Annotated in this window: 23 protein-coding genes and 1 tRNA gene; all 24 read left to right on the top strand. The window is 38.5% G+C overall.

The features are described from left to right. A partial coding sequence (locus tag AC973_RS03980; protein WP_048727587.1) for an ATPase, T2SS/T4P/T4SS family occupies positions 1 to 564 on the top strand: 564 nt, incomplete at its 5' end. Then, positions 503 to 1,582 carry a competence type IV pilus assembly protein ComGB gene (gene comGB, locus AC973_RS03975; protein ID WP_048727560.1) on the top strand — a complete coding sequence of 360 codons (1,080 nt, stop codon included), beginning with the start codon at positions 503 to 505 and terminating at the stop codon, positions 1,580 to 1,582. The genes AC973_RS03980 and comGB, both read left to right, overlap by 62 nt. A 12-nt stretch (positions 1,583 to 1,594) precedes the next feature. Next, positions 1,595 to 1,912: a competence type IV pilus major pilin ComGC gene (gene comGC, locus AC973_RS03970; RefSeq protein ID WP_048727556.1), complete on the top strand. Its 318-nt coding sequence runs from the start codon at positions 1,595 to 1,597 to the stop codon at positions 1,910 to 1,912. Positions 1,913 to 1,951: 39 nt separating this feature from the next. After that, on the top strand, positions 1,952 to 2,401 hold the full coding sequence (locus AC973_RS03965; RefSeq protein WP_048727553.1) for a prepilin-type N-terminal cleavage/methylation domain-containing protein: 450 nt from the start codon (positions 1,952 to 1,954) through the stop codon (positions 2,399 to 2,401). Then, the gene (locus tag AC973_RS03960) at positions 2,367 to 2,687 is read left to right on the top strand and encodes a hypothetical protein (protein WP_048727550.1); all 321 of its coding nucleotides are present in this window, start codon (positions 2,367 to 2,369) and stop codon (positions 2,685 to 2,687) included. The genes AC973_RS03965 and AC973_RS03960 overlap by 35 nt, the downstream gene beginning before the upstream one ends. A 43-nt stretch (positions 2,688 to 2,730) precedes the next feature. Then, the gene (locus tag AC973_RS03955; protein ID WP_225968927.1) at positions 2,731 to 3,183 is read left to right on the top strand and encodes a hypothetical protein; all 453 of its coding nucleotides are present in this window, start codon (positions 2,731 to 2,733) and stop codon (positions 3,181 to 3,183) included. Between the two features lie 2 nt (positions 3,184 to 3,185). Next, the gene (locus AC973_RS03950) at positions 3,186 to 3,809 is read left to right on the top strand and encodes a hypothetical protein (RefSeq protein WP_048727544.1); all 624 of its coding nucleotides are present in this window, start codon (positions 3,186 to 3,188) and stop codon (positions 3,807 to 3,809) included. Positions 3,810 to 3,967: 158 nt separating this feature from the next. After that, positions 3,968 to 5,047 carry a M24 family metallopeptidase gene (locus tag AC973_RS03945; RefSeq protein WP_107069892.1) on the top strand — a complete coding sequence of 360 codons (1,080 nt, stop codon included), beginning with the start codon at positions 3,968 to 3,970 and terminating at the stop codon, positions 5,045 to 5,047. A gap of 98 nt (positions 5,048 to 5,145) precedes the next feature. Beyond that, positions 5,146 to 5,706, top strand: a complete 561-nt coding sequence (gene efp, locus AC973_RS03940; RefSeq protein ID WP_016897019.1) for an elongation factor P — start codon at positions 5,146 to 5,148, stop codon at positions 5,704 to 5,706. Positions 5,707 to 5,729: 23 nt separating this feature from the next. Next, positions 5,730 to 6,104, top strand: coding sequence for an Asp23/Gls24 family envelope stress response protein (locus tag AC973_RS03935; RefSeq protein ID WP_026466155.1), 375 nt, complete (start codon positions 5,730 to 5,732; stop codon positions 6,102 to 6,104). A gap of 21 nt (positions 6,105 to 6,125) precedes the next feature. Beyond that, positions 6,126 to 6,767 carry a transcription antitermination factor NusB gene (gene nusB / locus AC973_RS03930; protein ID WP_048727540.1) on the top strand — a complete coding sequence of 214 codons (642 nt, stop codon included), beginning with the start codon at positions 6,126 to 6,128 and terminating at the stop codon, positions 6,765 to 6,767. 160 nt (positions 6,768 to 6,927) lie between these two features. Further along, positions 6,928 to 7,779 carry a bifunctional 5,10-methylenetetrahydrofolate dehydrogenase/5,10-methenyltetrahydrofolate cyclohydrolase gene (locus AC973_RS03925; protein WP_048727538.1) on the top strand — a complete coding sequence of 284 codons (852 nt, stop codon included), beginning with the start codon at positions 6,928 to 6,930 and terminating at the stop codon, positions 7,777 to 7,779. Continuing rightward, a complete protein-coding gene (gene xseA / locus AC973_RS03920; protein ID WP_048727536.1) occupies positions 7,772 to 9,133 on the top strand; it encodes an exodeoxyribonuclease VII large subunit in 1,362 nt (453 codons plus the stop codon). The genes AC973_RS03925 and xseA overlap by 8 nt, the downstream gene beginning before the upstream one ends. Further along, positions 9,134 to 9,379 carry an exodeoxyribonuclease VII small subunit gene (locus AC973_RS03915; RefSeq protein WP_026466152.1) on the top strand — a complete coding sequence of 82 codons (246 nt, stop codon included), beginning with the start codon at positions 9,134 to 9,136 and terminating at the stop codon, positions 9,377 to 9,379. Continuing rightward, positions 9,379 to 10,272 (top strand): polyprenyl synthetase family protein, encoded by an 894-nt coding sequence (locus tag AC973_RS03910; RefSeq protein ID WP_048727533.1) that lies wholly within the window; start codon positions 9,379 to 9,381, stop codon positions 10,270 to 10,272. The genes AC973_RS03915 and AC973_RS03910 overlap by 1 nt, the downstream gene beginning before the upstream one ends. Before the next feature lie 20 nt (positions 10,273 to 10,292). Further along, a complete protein-coding gene (locus AC973_RS03905; RefSeq protein WP_048727530.1) occupies positions 10,293 to 11,108 on the top strand; it encodes a TlyA family RNA methyltransferase in 816 nt (271 codons plus the stop codon). A gap of 39 nt (positions 11,109 to 11,147) precedes the next feature. Beyond that, complete coding sequence (gene recN / locus AC973_RS03900; RefSeq protein WP_048727527.1) at positions 11,148 to 12,842, top strand: DNA repair protein RecN; 1,695 nt, start codon at positions 11,148 to 11,150, stop codon at positions 12,840 to 12,842. A gap of 19 nt (positions 12,843 to 12,861) precedes the next feature. Beyond that, positions 12,862 to 13,812, top strand: coding sequence for a tRNA (adenosine(37)-N6)-dimethylallyltransferase MiaA (miaA, locus tag AC973_RS03895; RefSeq protein WP_048727522.1), 951 nt, complete (start codon positions 12,862 to 12,864; stop codon positions 13,810 to 13,812). A gap of 29 nt (positions 13,813 to 13,841) precedes the next feature. Further along, entirely contained in the window at positions 13,842 to 15,074 is a 1,233-nt protein-coding gene (hflX, locus tag AC973_RS03890) for a GTPase HflX (protein ID WP_016897029.1), read from the top strand. Positions 15,075 to 15,143: 69 nt separating this feature from the next. Next, a tRNA-Arg gene (locus AC973_RS03885) sits at positions 15,144 to 15,217 on the top strand. Positions 15,218 to 15,846: 629 nt separating this feature from the next. Further along, positions 15,847 to 16,575 (top strand): hypothetical protein, encoded by a 729-nt coding sequence (locus AC973_RS03880; RefSeq protein ID WP_048727519.1) that lies wholly within the window; start codon positions 15,847 to 15,849, stop codon positions 16,573 to 16,575. A 172-nt stretch (positions 16,576 to 16,747) separates the two neighbouring features. Beyond that, positions 16,748 to 17,728, top strand: coding sequence for a YihY/virulence factor BrkB family protein (locus tag AC973_RS03875; protein ID WP_048727517.1), 981 nt, complete (start codon positions 16,748 to 16,750; stop codon positions 17,726 to 17,728). A gap of 14 nt (positions 17,729 to 17,742) precedes the next feature. Then, a complete protein-coding gene (locus AC973_RS03870) occupies positions 17,743 to 19,032 on the top strand; it encodes an FtsW/RodA/SpoVE family cell cycle protein (RefSeq protein ID WP_048727515.1) in 1,290 nt (429 codons plus the stop codon). Positions 19,033 to 19,060: 28 nt separating this feature from the next. After that, positions 19,061 to 19,420, top strand: a complete 360-nt coding sequence (locus AC973_RS03865) for a glycine cleavage system protein H (protein WP_048727512.1) — start codon at positions 19,061 to 19,063, stop codon at positions 19,418 to 19,420. Positions 19,421 to 19,437 lie beyond the last annotated feature (17 nt).

Here is a 19,437-nt window from a genome sequence, read left to right as displayed (position 1 = left end):
TTTATGATAATGGAGATTCCTCTTTTTTTGAAGTCATCAGTCCTATATATTGTAGAGCCAATTAAAGAACCTACTTTCTTACAAACAGAAGTCAATGAAAAGGCGGATATTACTTATGACCGTTTGCTGACCGCTAGTTTGCGTCACCATCCGGATATTATTCTAATTGGCGAAATCAGAAGTGAAGAAACAGCGAAAATGGTGATTCGCGCATCACTGACTGGTCATCTGGTATTAGCCACCGTTCATGCTAAAAATACTTTTGGTGTAATTGGACGCTTGAAAGAATTAGGCATCACTAACGAACAATTGGTCCAAACCTTACTATTAGTTGTTGCCCAAAGGTTGGTTCCTCGTGTCCCTGATTCAGAAATTGTTGCGACTGAGAAATTAGCCTTATTTGAGTTACTACAGGGTGACCAGCTGAGTAGTTTCATTTTAAATCAAAGCTATCCAAATGATTTTAAATCACTAAATCTACTATTAAAGGAGGCTTATGATCATGGCTACATCACCCAGTCCAGCATGGAAGAATATCAACTGGAAACAATTAGCGAAAACTGAAATTACTAGCACTTGGCAACCGCAATTACAGGCGACTGTACTTTTATACATCGCAGAAATGCTTCAAGAAGGGTTTCCTATGCTTGAAATATTTTCTTTTTTAAAGACTATTTTTCCTAAGCAAGAAGTGACTTTTGGCAAAATGGCGACCGGTTTCTCAGCTGGTCAGTATTTTTATCAAGTTATACATGAAATGAAAATTAAGGGTAATGTAGCTTATCAAATTCAAGTGGCAGAAGCTTATGGCAATTTTGGTTTAGGGCTAGAAACGATTGCTAAGTACATTCAAGAACGTGATCAACAGATGCAAAAGCTAAAAGGGGTAATGCTTTATCCAATTGCTTTAATTGTGTTGATGATTGGCATGTTATTTGGCTTGCGCATATTTCTTTTGCCACAATTAGCTTCTATGTCAATGGGTGAGGGACAGGGATTACTGAGCTATTTATTGATTTTCTTGCAAAAGCTGCATTGGATAATGATAGGGTTCTCAATTTTGTTGTTAGTTATACTCATCATCTATCTTATATGGAAGAAGCGGACTAACCCATTAGTAAGGGCAAGGTTATATGTCAAATTACCAGTGGTTGGAAAATTATTTAGATTATATTACACCCAGTTTTTTGCTTACGAATTTAGCCAACTATTTAAAATAGGCTATTCAGTACGGCAAATCACTGAGTCGTTAATTAAACAAGATGAAGTTGCATTCTTACAAGCTTTCGGTGAATACTTAGACGAAAGATATTATCAAGGAGTGTCATTTGCAGATAGTTTAACAGCTGCCGATGTGTTCACCCGTGAATTTCCAGCAATAGTTATTCAGGGGGAATTATTAAATCAATTGGCGATTAAGACAAGGTTATATAGTCAGAGGGTTCTAAGACTTTTGTATCAAACGATTGATCGACAGATAAAAATAGCTCAATCCATTTTGTTTTTGAGTGTCGCAATCTGTGTGGTCATGGTCTACTTAATTTTAATGTTACCAATGTTAACTATGCTAGAAACAATCTAAGGAGGAATTATTATGAAAGAAATGTTGCTTAAGTTCATTCAAAAGTGTCGTAGAAAAAAAGGGTTTACGCTTATAGAAATGGTTCTGGTCCTATTTATTGTGGCAGCCTTGTTACTGCTAATTATACCAAACGTGTCCAAGCAAACACAAAATGTAGAAACTAAAACTAACGCTGCTTTAATCGAAACTGTTGAAACGCAGATGGAATTATATTTACTAGAACATGATGAAGCAAGTGTCACGGCGGAAGTACTAGCAAACGAAGGCTATATCACCACTGATCAATTAGAAAAATATAATGCCATTCCAGCTGGAACTGTTACCCCTTAGGAATTATTAACATCACCATTTTAAGAGGAGTAGATTTTGATGAAAAAACATAAAAAGAAGTCAGGATTTACTCTTCTAGAAATGATACTTGTTTTATTTGCGCTGTCATTATCATTAATACTTGCGGTCCCATATGCAAAAGACGCTATTATCCGCTATGAATCAAAAGTAATGATGCGTAATGTCATGCAACACTTTGAATACGTGCATAAAATGACAATAGTTAGGAAAGGTATTCATTTTGTGACTTTTTCAGGTAATACAGTGGAATTTCGAGCTGATCTATTACGACCTTCACCAGTAGATACGACGTTTGTGTTTCCAAAAGAATCTAAGTTTGTCCATTATAAAAGATTTGAATTTTCTACGTCAGGAACTGTTGGGCCACAAACGATAACCTTAAGAACACCAACGAAGGATTATGCAATTGTTTATCAATTTTCTGGAGGGCGTTATGTTATTGAAGAAAAAAAGCCAGTTGATCCATAATTCCAATAGTAAAAAGGGGAAACAAGGGTTTATGTTCATCGAATCTATTATTGGACTGTCTTTAATAGGGGCTATGGTCTACCTCCTTGTCATAAACCAGCAGGTGCAACTTGAAAACCTAAGGCGAAGTGAAAGGGCCTTAAGTCAAAGTCGTGAACAGTTTCATCAATTAAATGCTGTTCAATTTGGGGCAAGTATACATGAAGGGATAGAAATCAATCTGGAAAAAGGCAAATTGGAGGATCAACGGGATGGTCATTTCACAGAATTTAAGATTCAAGAATAAATTAAATAGGCGAAAGTTAAAGCTGACTAAGTTAAATCTAACTATGTCAAATATGATTAATACAAGATCAGGATTTACCTTATTGGAAATGATTTACGGACTATTTTTCTATGCCCTAATTCAAATTACCTTTTTGGCTGTGATGGGAACAGAGATGAATATATATAACAGATATGAAGCAATGGCCTACGATGACTTTGATATCTTCTCCAACCAATTTTTGACAGATCATACACAAACGGAACTAGTTAGATATACTGCAGATACCCTTTCTCTCAAAGAAAATAATAAGGTCGGTATTTACCGGTACTATAAAGATAGCAATGGGAACTCCTGGATTAGATATTCTTTAAACGGAGGATACGAGCCACAAATTCCAAACGCTACAGGTCTCACGATCCAAGAATTAGATCATGGGAACTTCCTGTTTAAAGTGAGGCTATTCGATGGTAAGGATTATAAAATCCTTTTACCTTTAGTAAAGAAGGGTAAATAATAATGAAGAAAAGTGGTTTTGTCTTATTTACCGCATTAATGTATATGTCGATCCTAACCTTCATCTATTTAGTTAACTTAAATATGTACAGTAGCCAAGTTAAAATGAATGAAGAAATTAAAATATCCTATCAAGCACAAATCATGTCTCGCCTGGCGGTGGAGAAAGTGATCGCTGAGAAGGAGAAAGTAGTGACTAGCCAAATAAGTTCAAAGGATCAGCCGTCAGAGCCTTCAGATAGTAAAGAATTGGATACATCCCATTCTAAAGAAGAAAGTGATGTAAAACCTTTGCCGAATGAAAGCAGTGTAATCATAAATAATCCTGATCAAGCTAGTGTTTCAGAGATTCAGCCAGATGCTACCGTTGGATCGAGCAATCAAGAGGATATAGAAAATAACGAAGCAGCTGTTAATTCAGCAACTTCAGATCAAGTAAATGAAGTTGCGGCTGCCACTCAATCGTCAATACCATGGACAGATGGTAATTGGACTATGACCTTTAACCAGGGACATGTGTCAGTTGAATTAAAAAATAAGGTCTTTAGCACGACTGTATTCATTGTAGAAAACGGACGGCAATATAAATATAATAATGTCCCTTATGATCAAAGAACTCGGGAGTAAGTAGCTGTGGGTAATGGGTAAAAAGTGAGCAAGAATGTTGATAAAGAGCACTATGGATAAAGCTAAGTTTCATTGAAGACTGATATATGCTATACTAATTGGGCTATAAAAAGTGACTCTATTTAGAGAGATAGATTAGTCAATATGAGGTGAAAAGTTTGGAAAAGAGAATAAGTGCTTTGCAAGAAAGCATGGCAGCTGAAGGTATTAATGCATACTATGTCACTGACCCATTTAATTTAAGATATATTTCTGGTTTTACTGGCACAAGTGGTACAGCATTAATTACAGCAAATAATGCGTACTTCATCACAGATTTTAGATATCGGGAACAAGCGAAAGCACAGTGTGCTGGCTATGAAATTATCATTGCTGGCGGATCTGCAGCGCATACTAGTCCATTGCGATTCGTTCAATCCGCAGTGGTTAACGAAAATCTAGGTCAACTTGGTTATGAAGAAGAATATATGACAGTTGCTAAATTTGATGAGTTAGAAGATATCGTTTCTGCTCGCTTAATCCCAGCATCTGGAATGATTGAAGCCTTACGTCAAACCAAAGACCAAGAAGAAATTACGACAATTCAACGAGCATGTGAAATTGCAGATGCAGCTTTCGAGCATATCTTAGGCTTTATTCAAGTCGGTATGACTGAAATCCAAGTTGCAAATGAATTAGATTTCTTTATGAGAAGCCAAGGGGCAAGTGGTGTTTCTTTTGAAACAATTGTTGCATCAGGTTATCGTTCTGCAATGCCACATGGCGTGGCCTCTGATAAAGTGATTGAAGCAGGCGATATCGTGACTATGGACTATGGTTGCTACTATAAGGGGTATGTTTCTGACATCACAAGGACTATCGCTGTTGGAGAACCATCAAGCAAGATGAAAGAAATCTATGATGTTGTTTTCCAAGCAAACCAGCTGGTGAATGAGCAAGCGAAAGCTGGCATGACTGGTGAAGAAATGGATGCTATTGCACGTGATTTTATTGCTAGTCATGGTTATGGGGATGACTTTGGACACTCACTTGGACATTCTATTGGTTTAGATATTCATGAGTCACCAAATGCAAGTATGCATAATAAACAACCACTAAAAGAGTACACTGTTATTACAAATGAGCCAGGCATCTACTTAGAGGGTATTGGTGGGGTTCGTATTGAAGATGACATCATTTTGACAGAAGATGGGAATAAAGTCCTTACACATTCTCCACGTCACTTGATTATCGTGTAATTTTACGTAGATGATAGAATGCATCCGTCTTTTTGAGCCAGGATGCATTTTAATGTGTTATAATTTTGGTATGATTAAATTTTTTAGGAGATGTAAATATGATTACAACAAACGATTTTAAAACAGGCTTAACTATTCAAGATAATGGTAACTTATTCCGTGTTGTTGAGTTTCAACATGTTAAACCAGGTAAAGGGTCTGCTTTCGTGCGTTCAAAATTAAAAAACTTACGTACAGGTGCATTATTAGATAAGACTTGGCGTGCAGGTGAAAAAGTAGAAACTGCTCATATCGAAAACCGTGACATGCAATACTTATACGCTGATGGCGATACTCACGTATTCATGGATAACGAAACTTATGAACAAACTGAAATTCCTGCTAACCAAATCCAAGACGAATTAAAATTCATGTTAGAAAACATGGAAGTTAAAATCATCACTTTTGGTGCTGAGGTATTAGGTGTTGAATTGCCTAAGACAGTTGAATTAGTTGTTAAAGAAACAGAACCTGGTATCAAAGGTGATACTGCTTCAGGTGGTTCTAAACCTGCTACTATGGAAACAGGTGTAGTTGTTAACGTACCATTCTTTGTTAACGCTGGTGACAAATTAGTAATCAATACTTCTAACGGTGGAGAGTACATTTCACGCGCGTAATTTGAGATAAGGAGTGAACGACAATGGCTGATAAAATTGAAGCATACAAGCATAATCAAGTGCAAGCTACCGGTGCAATTGAAATTGCTCCTCAAGTAATCGAAAATATTGCCGCAGCGACGGCCTTGCAAAGCAAAGGTGTTCGAGCAATTAAACGTGCTAACAAGACAATTCAAGATGTTTTCCAACGCGATGCCGGAGTAATTCTTTATCAAAATAATCGAAATGAAATGGTATTAGATATGTCTGTAGAATTATATTTTGGGACTGCTGTAATTGCAGTTGCACAAAATATTCAATCACAGGTAATTGACCAAGTGAAGTACATGACAGATATTACGATTGATGTCGTAAACGTACATGTAACAAACTTGTATATGGAAAAAGCAAGTAAATAAATCGTATTAAGGGGAACAAGTATGAAATTAGGGTTATCACAAATTAGAGAACTCGCTGTATTAATATCTTATGAACAAGAGTTCAATCCACAACTTTCTTTGGAAAGTGCCTTCAATCATATCCTACAAAACCACAAGAAATTGGGTCAAAAGGTGAATTTTGAGGAATTAACTGAAGAAGAATTTATTGAGTATGAAAATCATGCAATCAAGTTGAAAGATAGTATTGAGAATTTTTCAGCTAAAAATCATTTTGATAAATTACCGGATGTTACTGAAGATGTGACTGTTCCCGCTTATTTACGTACATTAGTAGAAGGTGTTAAAGCAAATCGCTTTGAGATTGACCAAATGATCGATAACCATATCCATGGTAATTGGTCAGTGCAACGACTAGAATTAGTGAATCTACAAATTCTACGAGTAGCTGTGTTCGAATTACTATTTACCGATGAAGAAACGGTTCCCCGCGTAGTAGCGGTTAATGAAGCAATTGAATTAGCTAAATTATATTCGGACGACCGTGCACGTAAATTTATTAACGGGATCTTATCAAACGTCCTAGCTGAATTAAAAGCCAACGCGAATGGCGATGTTAAACCAGTAGAAACTGTTGATATTGATACTATTGAAGAGGGCGAAACAGACTTAGACATTGAATAGTCAGCTGAATAATCGTTTTGTGTGCAAGAGACCGGGACCTGAGTCCCGGTTTTTTAAATGTATATAGGTATAATTTAATTATATTGCCACTACAATACTGTTAATATGGCTCAACTTTCGATATACTTGTTACATTACATTATGGATAAGGTGGGCAATTATGATAGAAATTCGTTCCAAAGAATATGTTAAAGTTCAAACTGAGTTATTGAAACAAAGAGTAAGTGAATTAAAAGATAAAGGCATTCACCCTAAAATAGTCATTATTCTTTGTGGTGATGATGAAGCGAGTGCATCATATGCACGAACTAAAACTAGATTTGCTGACAAAATCGGCGTGGCAAACGAATTAATTTCTTGCCCAAGTAATACAACAACAGAAGAATTGTTGGCGGTTATCCAACAATATAATGAAGATGAAACAGTACAAGGTATCATGATTGAGATGCCTTTACCAAAACAAATTGACGTACAAAAAATTAATATTGCGATTGATCCAGATAAAGATTTAGATGCCATTCACCCAGTACATTTAGGAAACCTATTAGCCGGTAATCAAAGTCGGGTACCGAATACACCACTTTCTGCTATCACCTTGATGGACGAAGTAAATACGACTTTTAGAGGGAAACGCGCTGTTATGATTGGCCGGTCTACAATCGTTGGAAAACCACTAGCAGATTTGATGTTACAACGTGGGGCTACGGTAACGGTTGCCCACAGTCAAACGGAAAATATGGCTGAATTAACGCGGTCTGCTGATATTATTTGTGTTGCCGTTGGTATTCCGAAATTTTTAACAGAAGATATGGTTTCACCAGGTACAACTGTAATTGATATCGGGACTACATATGATGAAAATGGTAAAGTTACTGGTGACGTAGATTTTGAAAATGTCGCTGAGAAAACCCATGCCATTACACCGGTGCCAGGCGGTGTTGGACCAGTCACCAAATTAATGGTATTTAAACAGATGATTGATAGATTAGAGGAAGTGACAGGTATTGTCTGATAAGAATTATTTAACCGTTAGCCAGTTAACGCAATATATTGCAACCAAGTTTGAAAAGGACCCTTATTTACATCAGGTCTACGTAACAGGTGAAGTATCAAATTTTAGAAAACGCGCTAAGCATCAGTATTTCTCCTTAAAGGATGATCATGCAGTATTATCTGGGGTCATGTTTGCCAATGCTTTTAACCAGATGAAATTCGATTTAGAAGACGGAATGAAAGTCTTAGCAATCGGTCGTATCGGTGTTTTTAATGCGACTGGGCGTTACCAGTTGTATATTGACCACCTTGAGCCAGATGGTGTGGGTGCTCTTTACCAACGCTATGAGCAATTAAAGAAACAGTTAACTGAAGAAGGCCTTTTTCATTTTGATCCGAAGCCGATTCCAAGATTTCCAAAAAATATCGCAGTCATTACTTCGCCATCAGGTGCTGTAATTAGAGATATCATTACAACCGTTAAGCGTCGGTACCCGATCGTGCAATTGACCTTGTACCCAACCGCAGTCCAAGGCAAGCATGCTGCCGACGAACTGGTGAAGAATTTAGAACGGGTGTCCGCACACGGTGACTATGACACAGTGATTATCGGCCGTGGTGGTGGATCGATTGAGGACTTGTGGCCTTTCAACGAGGAGAAGGTCGTTCGTGCCGTCCGCAAAATGGACATTCCTATTATTTCATCAGTCGGCCATGAAACGGATACAACCCTCGTTGACTTTGCCAGCGATCAAAGAGCAGCCACACCAACAGCTGCTGCAGAAATTGCTACACCGGTATTGTCAGAGGAGTTGATTCGCATTCAAGAATTGCAAGCGCGATTATATCGAGCACAAGTTAATCGTATACAATATTTAAATCAGCGATTACTAGAATACCAAAATGCTTATATATTCCGCCAACCATTGCGGTTATATGAAGGCCACCAATTAAAATTAAAGAACCTACAGGCACAACTGGTTCAGTCGCAAGAAAGCCACTTGAAATCTCAAAAAGTTGCCGTACAGCACTTAGACCAAAGGTTAAACCAATCTTCTCCTGCAATTACTTTAGGCAATTACCGTACAAAATTACAATACATGCAGCGCCAATTGATTAATAGCCAAAGCCAACAGGTAAGGTCTAAGGAATATCAATTGCAAAAAGCGATGTCACAACTGGATCTTTTATCACCCCTAAAAAGGATGAGCAAAGGTTTTGCTTATGTGACAAGTAAACAAGAACCAGTAGATTCCATTACAAAAGTGAATATTGGTGATCCACTAGCCATTCAATTAGCAGATGGCCGTATTACCGCGCAAATTACTGGAACAGACAAGAAACAATTTTCTAAATTAAAAGGAGAATCATAAATGGCTATCGATACCTCAAAATTATCGTTTGAAGAAGCGTTAGAAAAACTAGAAGCAATTGTCAATCAATTACAATCTGGCGATATCAAATTAGAAGAATCAATGGACGCTTTTCAAGACGGCATGATTCTAAGCAAATATTGCAGCCAAACTTTAGAAAACGCTGAAGAAACAATGACAAAATTGATGACAGAAAGTGGTCAATTAGAAGCATTTGAAGAACCAACGAGTCAAGGTGACCAATAATGGATGCAACTTTTTTTATGGAAAACCAATTACTAGCCTTAGACGAAGCTATTCTGAAGTCTGTTGACCAATTCGGTCACGCCCAGCCTGGTCAATTGAAAGAATCAATGGTTTATTCATTAAATACAGGTGGCAAACGCATTCGACCAATGTTATTGTTGGCTACTTTAAAAGCGCTGAATGCTGACATTGAAACAGGGTTAAATACAGCTATTGCCTTAGAGTATATCCATACGTATTCTTTAATTCACGATGACCTACCAGCAATGGACAATGATGATTACCGCCGGGGTAAACCGACTAACCATAAAGCCTTTGATGAAGCGACAGCTATTCTTGCTGGCGACTCATTGCTAACGGATGCATTTGCTTTAATTGCAGCTGACTCAAAAATCGAAAATACAGAAACAAAATTAAAATTAATTGCGGAATTGTCAAAGGCAGCCGGTTCTACCGGTATGATTGCCGGGCAAATCATGGATGTTGAGTCAGAAGGCAAGCAAATTAATTTGTATTCACTACAAAACATCCATAAGCGCAAAACTGGTGAATTGATCCGCTATGCTATTTTTGCAGGGGGACAAATCGCTGAGGCTTCGAGTGAAGTTGTTGCCTTATTAGATGACTTCGCTTGGACATATGGGATTGCTTACCAAATCCAAAATGACTTGCAAGAAGTGATGTGGACGGATCAAGCGCGAGGTAAATTGAACCATTCAGATGCAGATCTAGATAAAAATACTTACCCGTCAATAATGGGTACTAATGGTGCCTTGACGGCATTATCTGATAAAATAGAATCATGTAAAAGTATTTTAAATCAAATTCAGGCAATTCAACCAGCATTTGACGTAGAATTATTAGCTGGCTTCTTAAAATACTTAAAAATTTAATTGAAAAAAGGGGTGAATTAATGGAGAAAGAAAGAGCGGATATTTTAGTTGTTCGCCAAGGATTAGCGGATTCGCGTGAAAAGGCCAAACGATTTATTATGGCGGGACAAATTTACACTGAAAAGGCCTTACGGGTGGATAAACCGGGTGAAAAGTTACCGGTAACGACTCAATTGACTTTAAAAGGGGAAGATGTGCCATATGTATCTCGTGGGGGCTTTAAATTAGTTAAAGCCATGGAGTCTTTTGATATCGACTTTACCGAGAAGAAAGTGCTAGATATTGGCTCATCAACTGGTGGATTTACAGATGTTGCCTTACAAAATGGAGCCAGCATGTCTTACGCCCTAGACGTTGGAACCAATCAGCTTGACTGGAAACTACGTTCTGATGACCGAGTTGTGGTGATGGAACAAACAAATTTCCGTTATTCAAAGCCTGAAGACTTTGTAGCCGGACAACCAGATATCGCAACAATTGACGTATCCTTCATTTCATTAGATTTGATATTACCGCCTTTACGCCCTATTCTTCAAAGCGACGGACAAGTGGCTGCTTTAGTGAAACCACAGTTTGAAGCCGGTAAAGATAAAGTCGGTAAAAAAGGGATCGTTCGAGATAAGAAAGTCCATAGAGACGTGATTGAACATACTATGCAAACCGCAATTGGACTTGGTTACGATGTTTCAGGTTTAACCTATTCACCGATTACTGGTGGTACTGGGAATATTGAGTTTTTAATGCTACTAACGAATACAGAAGGTGAGCCTGGCCAAATTGATCCCGCAATAGATATTGATGCGGTCATCGAAGAGGCACATTCAGTATTTCATTAACGAGGGTATCTATAGGGTTAGATAAGGGGAGAGATGTAAATGCTTCAGCATCTTACAATTAAAAATTTTGCAATTATAGAAGATTTAACAATTGATTTTGATACAGGCATGACTGTCCTAACTGGTGAAACAGGTGCCGGGAAGTCCATTATTATTGATGCTGTTGGCTTGTTAGTCGGTGGTCGTGGATCAACAGACTTCATTCGCTATGGTAGCGATAAATTTGACCTTCGAGGGATCTTTTACATGCCTGATTTATCTGAAGAAGGTCGCAATATGTTGGCTGATAATGACATTCCTTTCGATGATGCCCAATTAATGATTGTCCGCCAGTTAGATATCAATGGGAAAAATACAATCAAAGTTAATGGTGTATCCATGACTGTTAGCATGCTCAAAGCTTTAGGTACGCACATTGTAGATATCCATGGGCAAAATGAGCACCAGTCTTTAATGAACACAAGCAATCATATTCATTTGCTAGACCATTTTGCTAAGCATGAAATAGCTCCTAAACTAGCTAGCTACCAAGAAGCTTATGTAACTTATCAAACTGCGAAAAAGCAATTGGATAGTCAAAATCTAAACGAGCAAGAAGCTGCCCAACGCGTTGATTTATTAAAATTCCAAATCAATGAAATTGAATCGGCGAATTTGCAAGCGGGTGAAGACCAAGCTTTAAATAGTGAACGTGATCAATTGCAAAATTTTCAAAAAATTGCTGATGCCTTAGGTGCCAGCAATAATTTGCTGTCTAATGCTGATTTGAATATTATCGATTTAGTCGGTCAGGTTATTGGTGAACTTGAAACCATACGTGACTTTGACACGACCTATAGTGATTTTTATGAACAAACAACGGGAACTTATTATGCCTTACAGGATTTGGCCTCAAGTATTTCAGACCAGGTAGATCAACTGCATTATGATCCGAATCGTTTGGATGACATTATTGAACGATTAGCTGTATATAAAAATCTGACTCGTAAATATGGGGACGATACTGAAGCCGTTCTAATCTATCTGGATAAGGCGAAGGAAGAGTTGAAGCAAATTGAAAACCGTGAGTCGAATCAACAAAAATTAAAGGATGCAGTAAAAAAAGCGCAAGCAAATGCATTAGCATTGGCAGAAGATTTATCTAAGAGTAGAAAATCTGCAACAGCAGGTTTAGTGACGGCCATTGAAGGACAGATGCAGGCGCTCTATATGGAGAAAGCCAAGTTCCGCGTGGATATGTTAACCCTGGATGAATTAGGACCCTATGGGATTGATGATGTCGCCTTTATGATCGCCACTAACCTTGGTGAGCCATTTAAGCCGCTTGTTAAGGTCGCATCAGGCGGGGAGTTATCTCGATTGATGTTAGCAATGAAAACTATTTTCCAAAATGCATCAGGGGTAACAGCAATTATCTTTGATGAGGTGGATACGGGGGTATCTGGACGTGTGGCTCAGGCTATTGCGACCAAAATGTTTGAAATTGCCCTTAAGGCTCAGGTATTATGTATCACGCATTTACCGCAAGTAGCCTCGATGGCAGACCACCAATTGTTCATCTCTAAAGATGAAAACAGCAACCGTACCTACACAAATGTACGATTACTAACAAATGAAGAACGGATAGACGAAGTCGCAAGAATGCTGACGGGCTCTAATATTACGGCAGTTGCAAAGCAAGCAGCGGCTGAACAAATTGAAGAGGACCGACAATTTAAAGCGAACCTTCGCTAATAACAGGAGGAGTGGGTGGATGAAGCCTAAGATGATAGTAATAGCTGGGCCTACGGGTGTAGGGAAGACCAGTTTATCTTTAAAATTAGCCACAGCATTTAATGGTGAAATTATTAACGGTGATTCCATGCAAATCTACCAAAATTTAAATATTGGAACGGCGACCCCGACTGAAAGTGAGCAAGCTGTGGCAGTGCATCATTTAGTTTCCTATGTTAGAGTGGACGAAGAATATTCAGTTTCCCGCTTTAAAAAGGACGCTACGTCGGCTATGGAGGCGATTTTAGCAAAAGGAAAAGTCCCTATATTAGTTGGGGGGACGGGTTTATACCTAGAATCCTTTATATATGACTTATCCTTAGGTGGTAAAGATTTGGAACATCCTGGATTTCGTGCGCAAATGGAAACGTTAGCGCAAATGGAAGGGAATGAAGCAGTCTACCAGAAATTGGTTGACTTAGACTCTAAAGCAGCAGACCAAATTCATCCCAATAATTTACGTAGAGTCATTCGGGCTTTAGAAGTTGGGACTTTTTCGGACCGGTTATTTTCAGACCAATCGGAAACGCATGCAAATCATGTGTCGCCTTATGATTTGTTGATTATCGCTTTGAATACGGACCGACAAGTCTTATACGAAAGAATCAATATGCGGGTCGATGATATGGTCAACCAAGGGCTTATTGAAGAAACGAAATGGTTGTTGGCGCAAAACTTAGCTGAGGATCAACAATCAATGAAAGCTATCGGCTATAAGGAATTATTCCCTTATATTCGAGGTGAAATGCCACTTGAATTAGCACTAGAAGATTTAAAGCAAAATTCAAGACGGTATGCCAAACGACAAATAACATGGATCAGAAATCGATTAACAGATGCGCATTGGCTAGATTTAGTGACGCATCCTGAGAATTTGCAGCAGGTATTAAAGCTAGTAGAAGATTTTTTGAATGCGACTAGTTTGCCTTAATTTAGATTTTCGGTTCAGAAGGAGGAAGTATGCAAAAAGTTTTATTAGCAGCAGTTCAGACACCTGACACCAGTGACCGACAATTTGATATGCAAATTGAAGAGTTAGAGGAGTTAGTGAATACGGCAGGGGGAGAAGTGGTTGGGCTCGTTTCACAAAAACGGGAAAGATTTGACGCCAGAACCCTAATTGGTAAGGGGAAAGTAGAAGAATTGGCCATGCATGCAGATGCAAATGAAGCTGATTTAATTATTTTCTATCAGCAATTAACGCCGTCACAAAATAACAACCTACAACAAGCAGTAGATTTTCCAGTGATTGACCGAATTCAATTAATTTTGGATATTTTCGCTATGCGGGCAACTTCAAAAGAAGGTAAGTTACAGGTTGCCTTAGCACAGAACGAATACCTATTACCGCGTTTAGCAGGTAATTATAATGCCCTATCTAGACTTGGTGGGGGGATTGGGACGAGAGGTCCTGGTGAAACGAAAATTGAGCAAGACCGTCGGGTTCTTCGTAACGAGATTCAACGCATCAAGGGTGAGTTGAAAGAAGTAGAGAAGCACCGTAGTCGGACTCGTGAGAACCGGGAAAAGGGCGCTATTTTCCAATTGGGCTTAATTGGCTATACCAATGCCGGCAAGTCAACAATTACAAACGCCTTGACCCAAGCGGATACCTTGGAAGAAAATCAATTATTTGCTACCTTAACACCTTTAACACGGGTATTTTCACTCAATAATCATTTCCAAATGTCCATAACGGATACGGTAGGATTTATTCAAGATTTACCACCACAAATTATCGACTCATTCCATTCAACATTGGAAGAAAGTCGTCAGGTGGATTTGATGTTGATTGTAATTGATGCGTCATCACCGTATGCAAGCGAGCAGGAAGCAGTCGTTCTAGATACCTTGAAGCAATTAGACATGTTGGATATCCCGCATTTATTCGTTTATAACAAAATGGATAAAGTGGCAAACACCCACCAAGCAATCTTGGCCTTTAATCAGCCAAACGTGCAGATTAGTGCCAAGTCTGAAGAAAGCATTGGAGATCTGTTGGCTGCCATCGTCAACGAATTGAAAGACCAATATGACGAAGTTGAGATCGCTGTTTCACCAAGTCAAATCGGTAATTGGATGGGACTGCAGGACCATACTTATTTTGAAAAGATGGAATTTGACGAAGTGTCTCAGCAATATGAAGTGCATTTATTTAAACCCAAATATTTACAATTGCCTAAGTCTGAGTAAAATGCACTTGACAGGCATTGCTATCTTGGTATAAACTTTAATAGTTGTCATCTAAACATGACGACTTTTGTTAGGATAGCTCAGCTGGATAGAGCAACGGTCTTCTAAACCGTAGGTCGTGGGTTCGAATCCCACTCTTAACACTAAATAAAAACCCTCACTACTTAGATAGTGAGGATTTTTTTGTTTCAGCATATTTATTTAGCTTAATCGTAAAGCCTAGCTTCATATTTTCGATTGGTAGTGCCCTTGTTTAAATCTTGAAATAGTTTGTTGGGGTCTACCAGTGTCTTTTGCAATTTTATTTCTATTTTCAGTTTCTAATAACTCTTTGATTATTTATAAGTTTGCTATATTTTGAAAATGAAAATGGCACGATACAAAGTAACATTTTGCTAGTTAGTATAGAATAAAATGGGCTGAGACACACGGATAAATAGGGCACTATACCAATTTTCGGGCTTTTTTATAGGCTCTTTTTTTCGTGAAATTATAAAAGTTACCTAAAAATACACCTATTTTCAGAATTCTCAACCAATCCTACAGTCCAATATCAGATCTAACTTTAAGATCTTTATTTATTTTCCTAGTCTCATCAATATGGCTATGCAGGGTGGTTTGCTATAATAAAAGTGTACTGGCAGGCCAAATTTTACTATAGTGTAATCTTCTATATATGAAATAGTTAACGTTTTGTAAAGATACGACATTTAAGGCTTGCAATTTGATTTGTTATGATAAAATACTTATAAGATAAATGGGAGGTAGGACCATGAAAAAAGTATATTCATTATTAGGTATTTCTCTATTAGCTTTATCATTAGCGGCTTGTGACAATGTCGATTCTGCATTGGGTATGTATTCAGATGAAACGTCATCAAGGGAAGAGAGTGCATCTTCTTCAACATCGTCTGAGAGTGCTTCTTTAAATGTGGTAGAATCTGACAGCACATCTTCAAGTAATGCTTCTGCGGATGCTGATTCAGAAGCATCAAGCGAAGATACTACAGCGTCAAGTGATGAAACAACACAATCTTCGGAAGAAGTTGTGGCGGATTCGTCGGTAGCGAGTGAAGCTGCAACTGCGCAAGCGATGACGACTGAAGAGATTGAATCTTCTATCATTGCAGCAGAAGCTGAAAAAACTTCACCGTCTTCAGAAGTAGTACCATCTAGCGAAGTGGAAGATCAAGGGGCTTACGCAAGTTCTAGTCAACCAGAAGGTAACCAAGGGGCTTTCGATAATACACGTGCGCGTGAATTATTGGCTGAAGCAGCACCTTTAATTTCTGCACATTCTCAAGGTGCATACCAATCTGACGAATATTTCTTCTTACCAACATTGGTAAATGAAGATTTAGCACAAGTAGATGTTTACCGTCAATCTCCTGATGGACAAGGACATACAAACCTGATTGCAACTTACCGTTATGATGCTTATTCAGGTACTTTAATGGTGATGGATGTTGTGAGTGGTACTTGGCAAAATACGGGACAATAGAATCGCTTAGTGCATACAAATAAATTTAAGGCTGGTGATTTTAATTGATGCTAAAGGGTATATAGCATTCGATTTCAACCACCAGTTTTTTATTTGCTTTAAATCAGGAAGAAAACTTGTTAAATACCCCTAAATTAAGTAGTATTAAGAGTAAAGAAGTGAGGTGGCAAGAGTGAAAGAAAAATTGAAAGATCGTATTATTCCAATGACTTTAGCCTCGGTTAATCAGGCCAATATCGCTGGTAGTGCTGCAGAAATGTCTTATTACTTTCTACTATCTCTGTTTCCACTATTAATGATGATTGCCAATATAATTCCGATGTTATCGTTTGATCCGGATTCAGTTGTTGGACTACTTGAAACGTTATTGCCTGACCAGGTGGAGCCTATTATTGTGCCTACTTTGGAGTCTTACCTAACATCAGACACTACAGGTGCGCTTTCAGTTTCCTTCATATTAATTCTATGGTCAGGGTCTACTGCTTTTGGAACAGTGCAAAATATTTTAAACCGAACTTACGGCATCACAGACAAGCCAAACTTTATCGTTTCTAGGCTGTTTTCATTTGCCATTGCCTTTGTATTAGTCTTGTTTGCGGTAGCTTTGAGTGTTCTCTTCGTATTTGGACAGACACTTTTAGAAGCGGTAAACCAATTTATAGACGTGCCGATGCAATTGTTTGATATTTTTACCAGTGTAAAATGGCCAATTTTATTGCTTGTTTTGATTATGGTATTTACTTTTATCTACCAATTCATTCCGCATCACAAGTATCCGATTAAGTTCGCGGTACCAGGAGCGATTGTAGCAACACTGCTTTCAGCTGTTCTATCGGGTGGATTTTCATTTTATGTGAATAATTTTGGTGGTTCGTCAGTTTCTAACGGGACTATTGGGGTATTCATTGTATTAATGATCTACCTTTGGTTAACATCTATCGTGCTGATTGCAGGTGCCATGATTAACCATATTATTTACCGTTTAAATAATGTGGAAGAGTTTATCGATTCGAGTCCAAATTACCATACAACAACATCTGCGAGTTTCCCTTTTATGGATAAAAAGACGATCGCATTAGGTACATTAAAGCGTCAACCAGGAGACATCATTATTGCAGATAATCCTGCGCGACCACAAGGAAATAGAGATTAAAGGGGCGCATTATTTTGGAAAAACGTTCGTCAAATCGGCGATTAAAGAAGAAACCAACGAGTAGAGTTGATATCACTATCGTCATATGCGTCATGTTGTTAGCTTTAGTGAGTATCGTGACTATTTTTTCAACGACATATTTACAATATGATTCAGGTTCTTATTCCCAAACTATTATGCAAATAGCTTGGTTTGCGGTCGGGGCCGTAGCAGCAGCTGTTGTGATGCAGCTTGACCGGGAAACCTTGTATCACTTTGCGCCGGTAGCATACGGATTAGGGCTAGTTTTACTCGTATTAGTATTGATTTTCTATGACCGTGAATTGGCCGTGACCAATGGGGCGCATTCATGGATTACCATTGGACCTTTATCCCTTCAACCATCCGAACTAATGAAGGTTGCCTATATCATCATGATGGCTTATTTAGTTCAAGGCTACAATGATGAAGGTCGTCGTCTTGGTGTTGAGGACATGGACATGATGGAACGGGTTAAATTTGATGGTCGATTTTTATTGAAAATTACGTTATGGACCATCCCGCCGGTTGCTTTAATCATTGCGCAGAATGACTTGGGGACAACCCTGGTATTCTTGATGATGTTTATCGGTGTCATATTCGTGTCAGGAATCACTTGGTATATTATTTTGCCGGCATTCCTATCATTTGCGGTTATCGCCTTAGTATTGATCATCTTAGTGGTTTACCAACGCGATTTACTATATGCATTAGGTTTCCAAGACTACCAATTCGCCCGTATCGATTCATGGTTAAACCCTTTCGGTAATTCGGCCAATGAGTCTTACCAATTAGCACAAAGTTTGAAGGCCATCGGTTCTGGGGGCATTCTTGGAAAAGGGCTTGGTCAATTCCAAGTTCACGTCCCAGTTCGAGAGTCGGATATGATTTTCTCTACTATCGGTGAAAACTTTGGTTTCCTAGGGTCAAGTTTTGTCGTCTTATTATACTTCATCTTAATATTCCAAATGATTTCAGTGGCCTTTAGAGCCCACGACGCCTTCTATGCGTCAATGGTTTCAGGGGTAGTCATGATGTTCACCTTCCATATCGTTGAAAATATTGGGATGTCCATCGGGCTTTTACCGCTGACAGGTATTCCATTACCGCTAATTTCGGCGGGTGGTACTGCCTTAATCACTAGTATGTCGAGTATTGGTTTAATACTGTCAATCAAATACAATGAGGGCTTGGACGATGAGCACTTAAGCAAGAATCCGGTTGTGAAAGCCATTCGCTGGGTCAACCGTTTAATCCCACAAGATTTGATTGATAAACTAACCTAATTTTTGAATAATTTTAGAGGTGAATTGCATGCATAAAGTTTATAGTAAAGAGGGCTTGTACCTTGAAGAGCAAGCTGACGGCACAGTTCGTATCGGCCTTTCTGCTTATGGGTCAGATGCAGTCGGTGAGGTTTCTTACTTCGCCTTCTTCAATGATCGTGAGCTAGTTGCGGGTGAGCCATTTTTCTCAGTTGAAGGGTCTAAAGCTGTCACAGACATGCTAGCACCAATCTCAGCAGATATTGTTTCGAAAAATGAATCATTAACGGACCAACCTGAATTGCTGAATGAAGATGACGAAAGCCTTAAATGGTTAGTAGTCGCAAAAAGCAATCAAGCAATCAAGTGGGCTGATTTTTTATCTGAAGATCAACCGATTGAAAACTAAATGAACATAAAAGAACT

It is taken from the genome of Carnobacterium sp. 1290_CSPC, from assembly GCF_001053265.1.
GTDB classification, from domain to species: domain Bacteria; phylum Bacillota; class Bacilli; order Lactobacillales; family Aerococcaceae; genus Aerococcus; species Aerococcus urinaeequi.
Note: the sequence above shows the minus strand (reverse complement) of the source record. Positions and strands in the feature narration are given on the sequence as shown.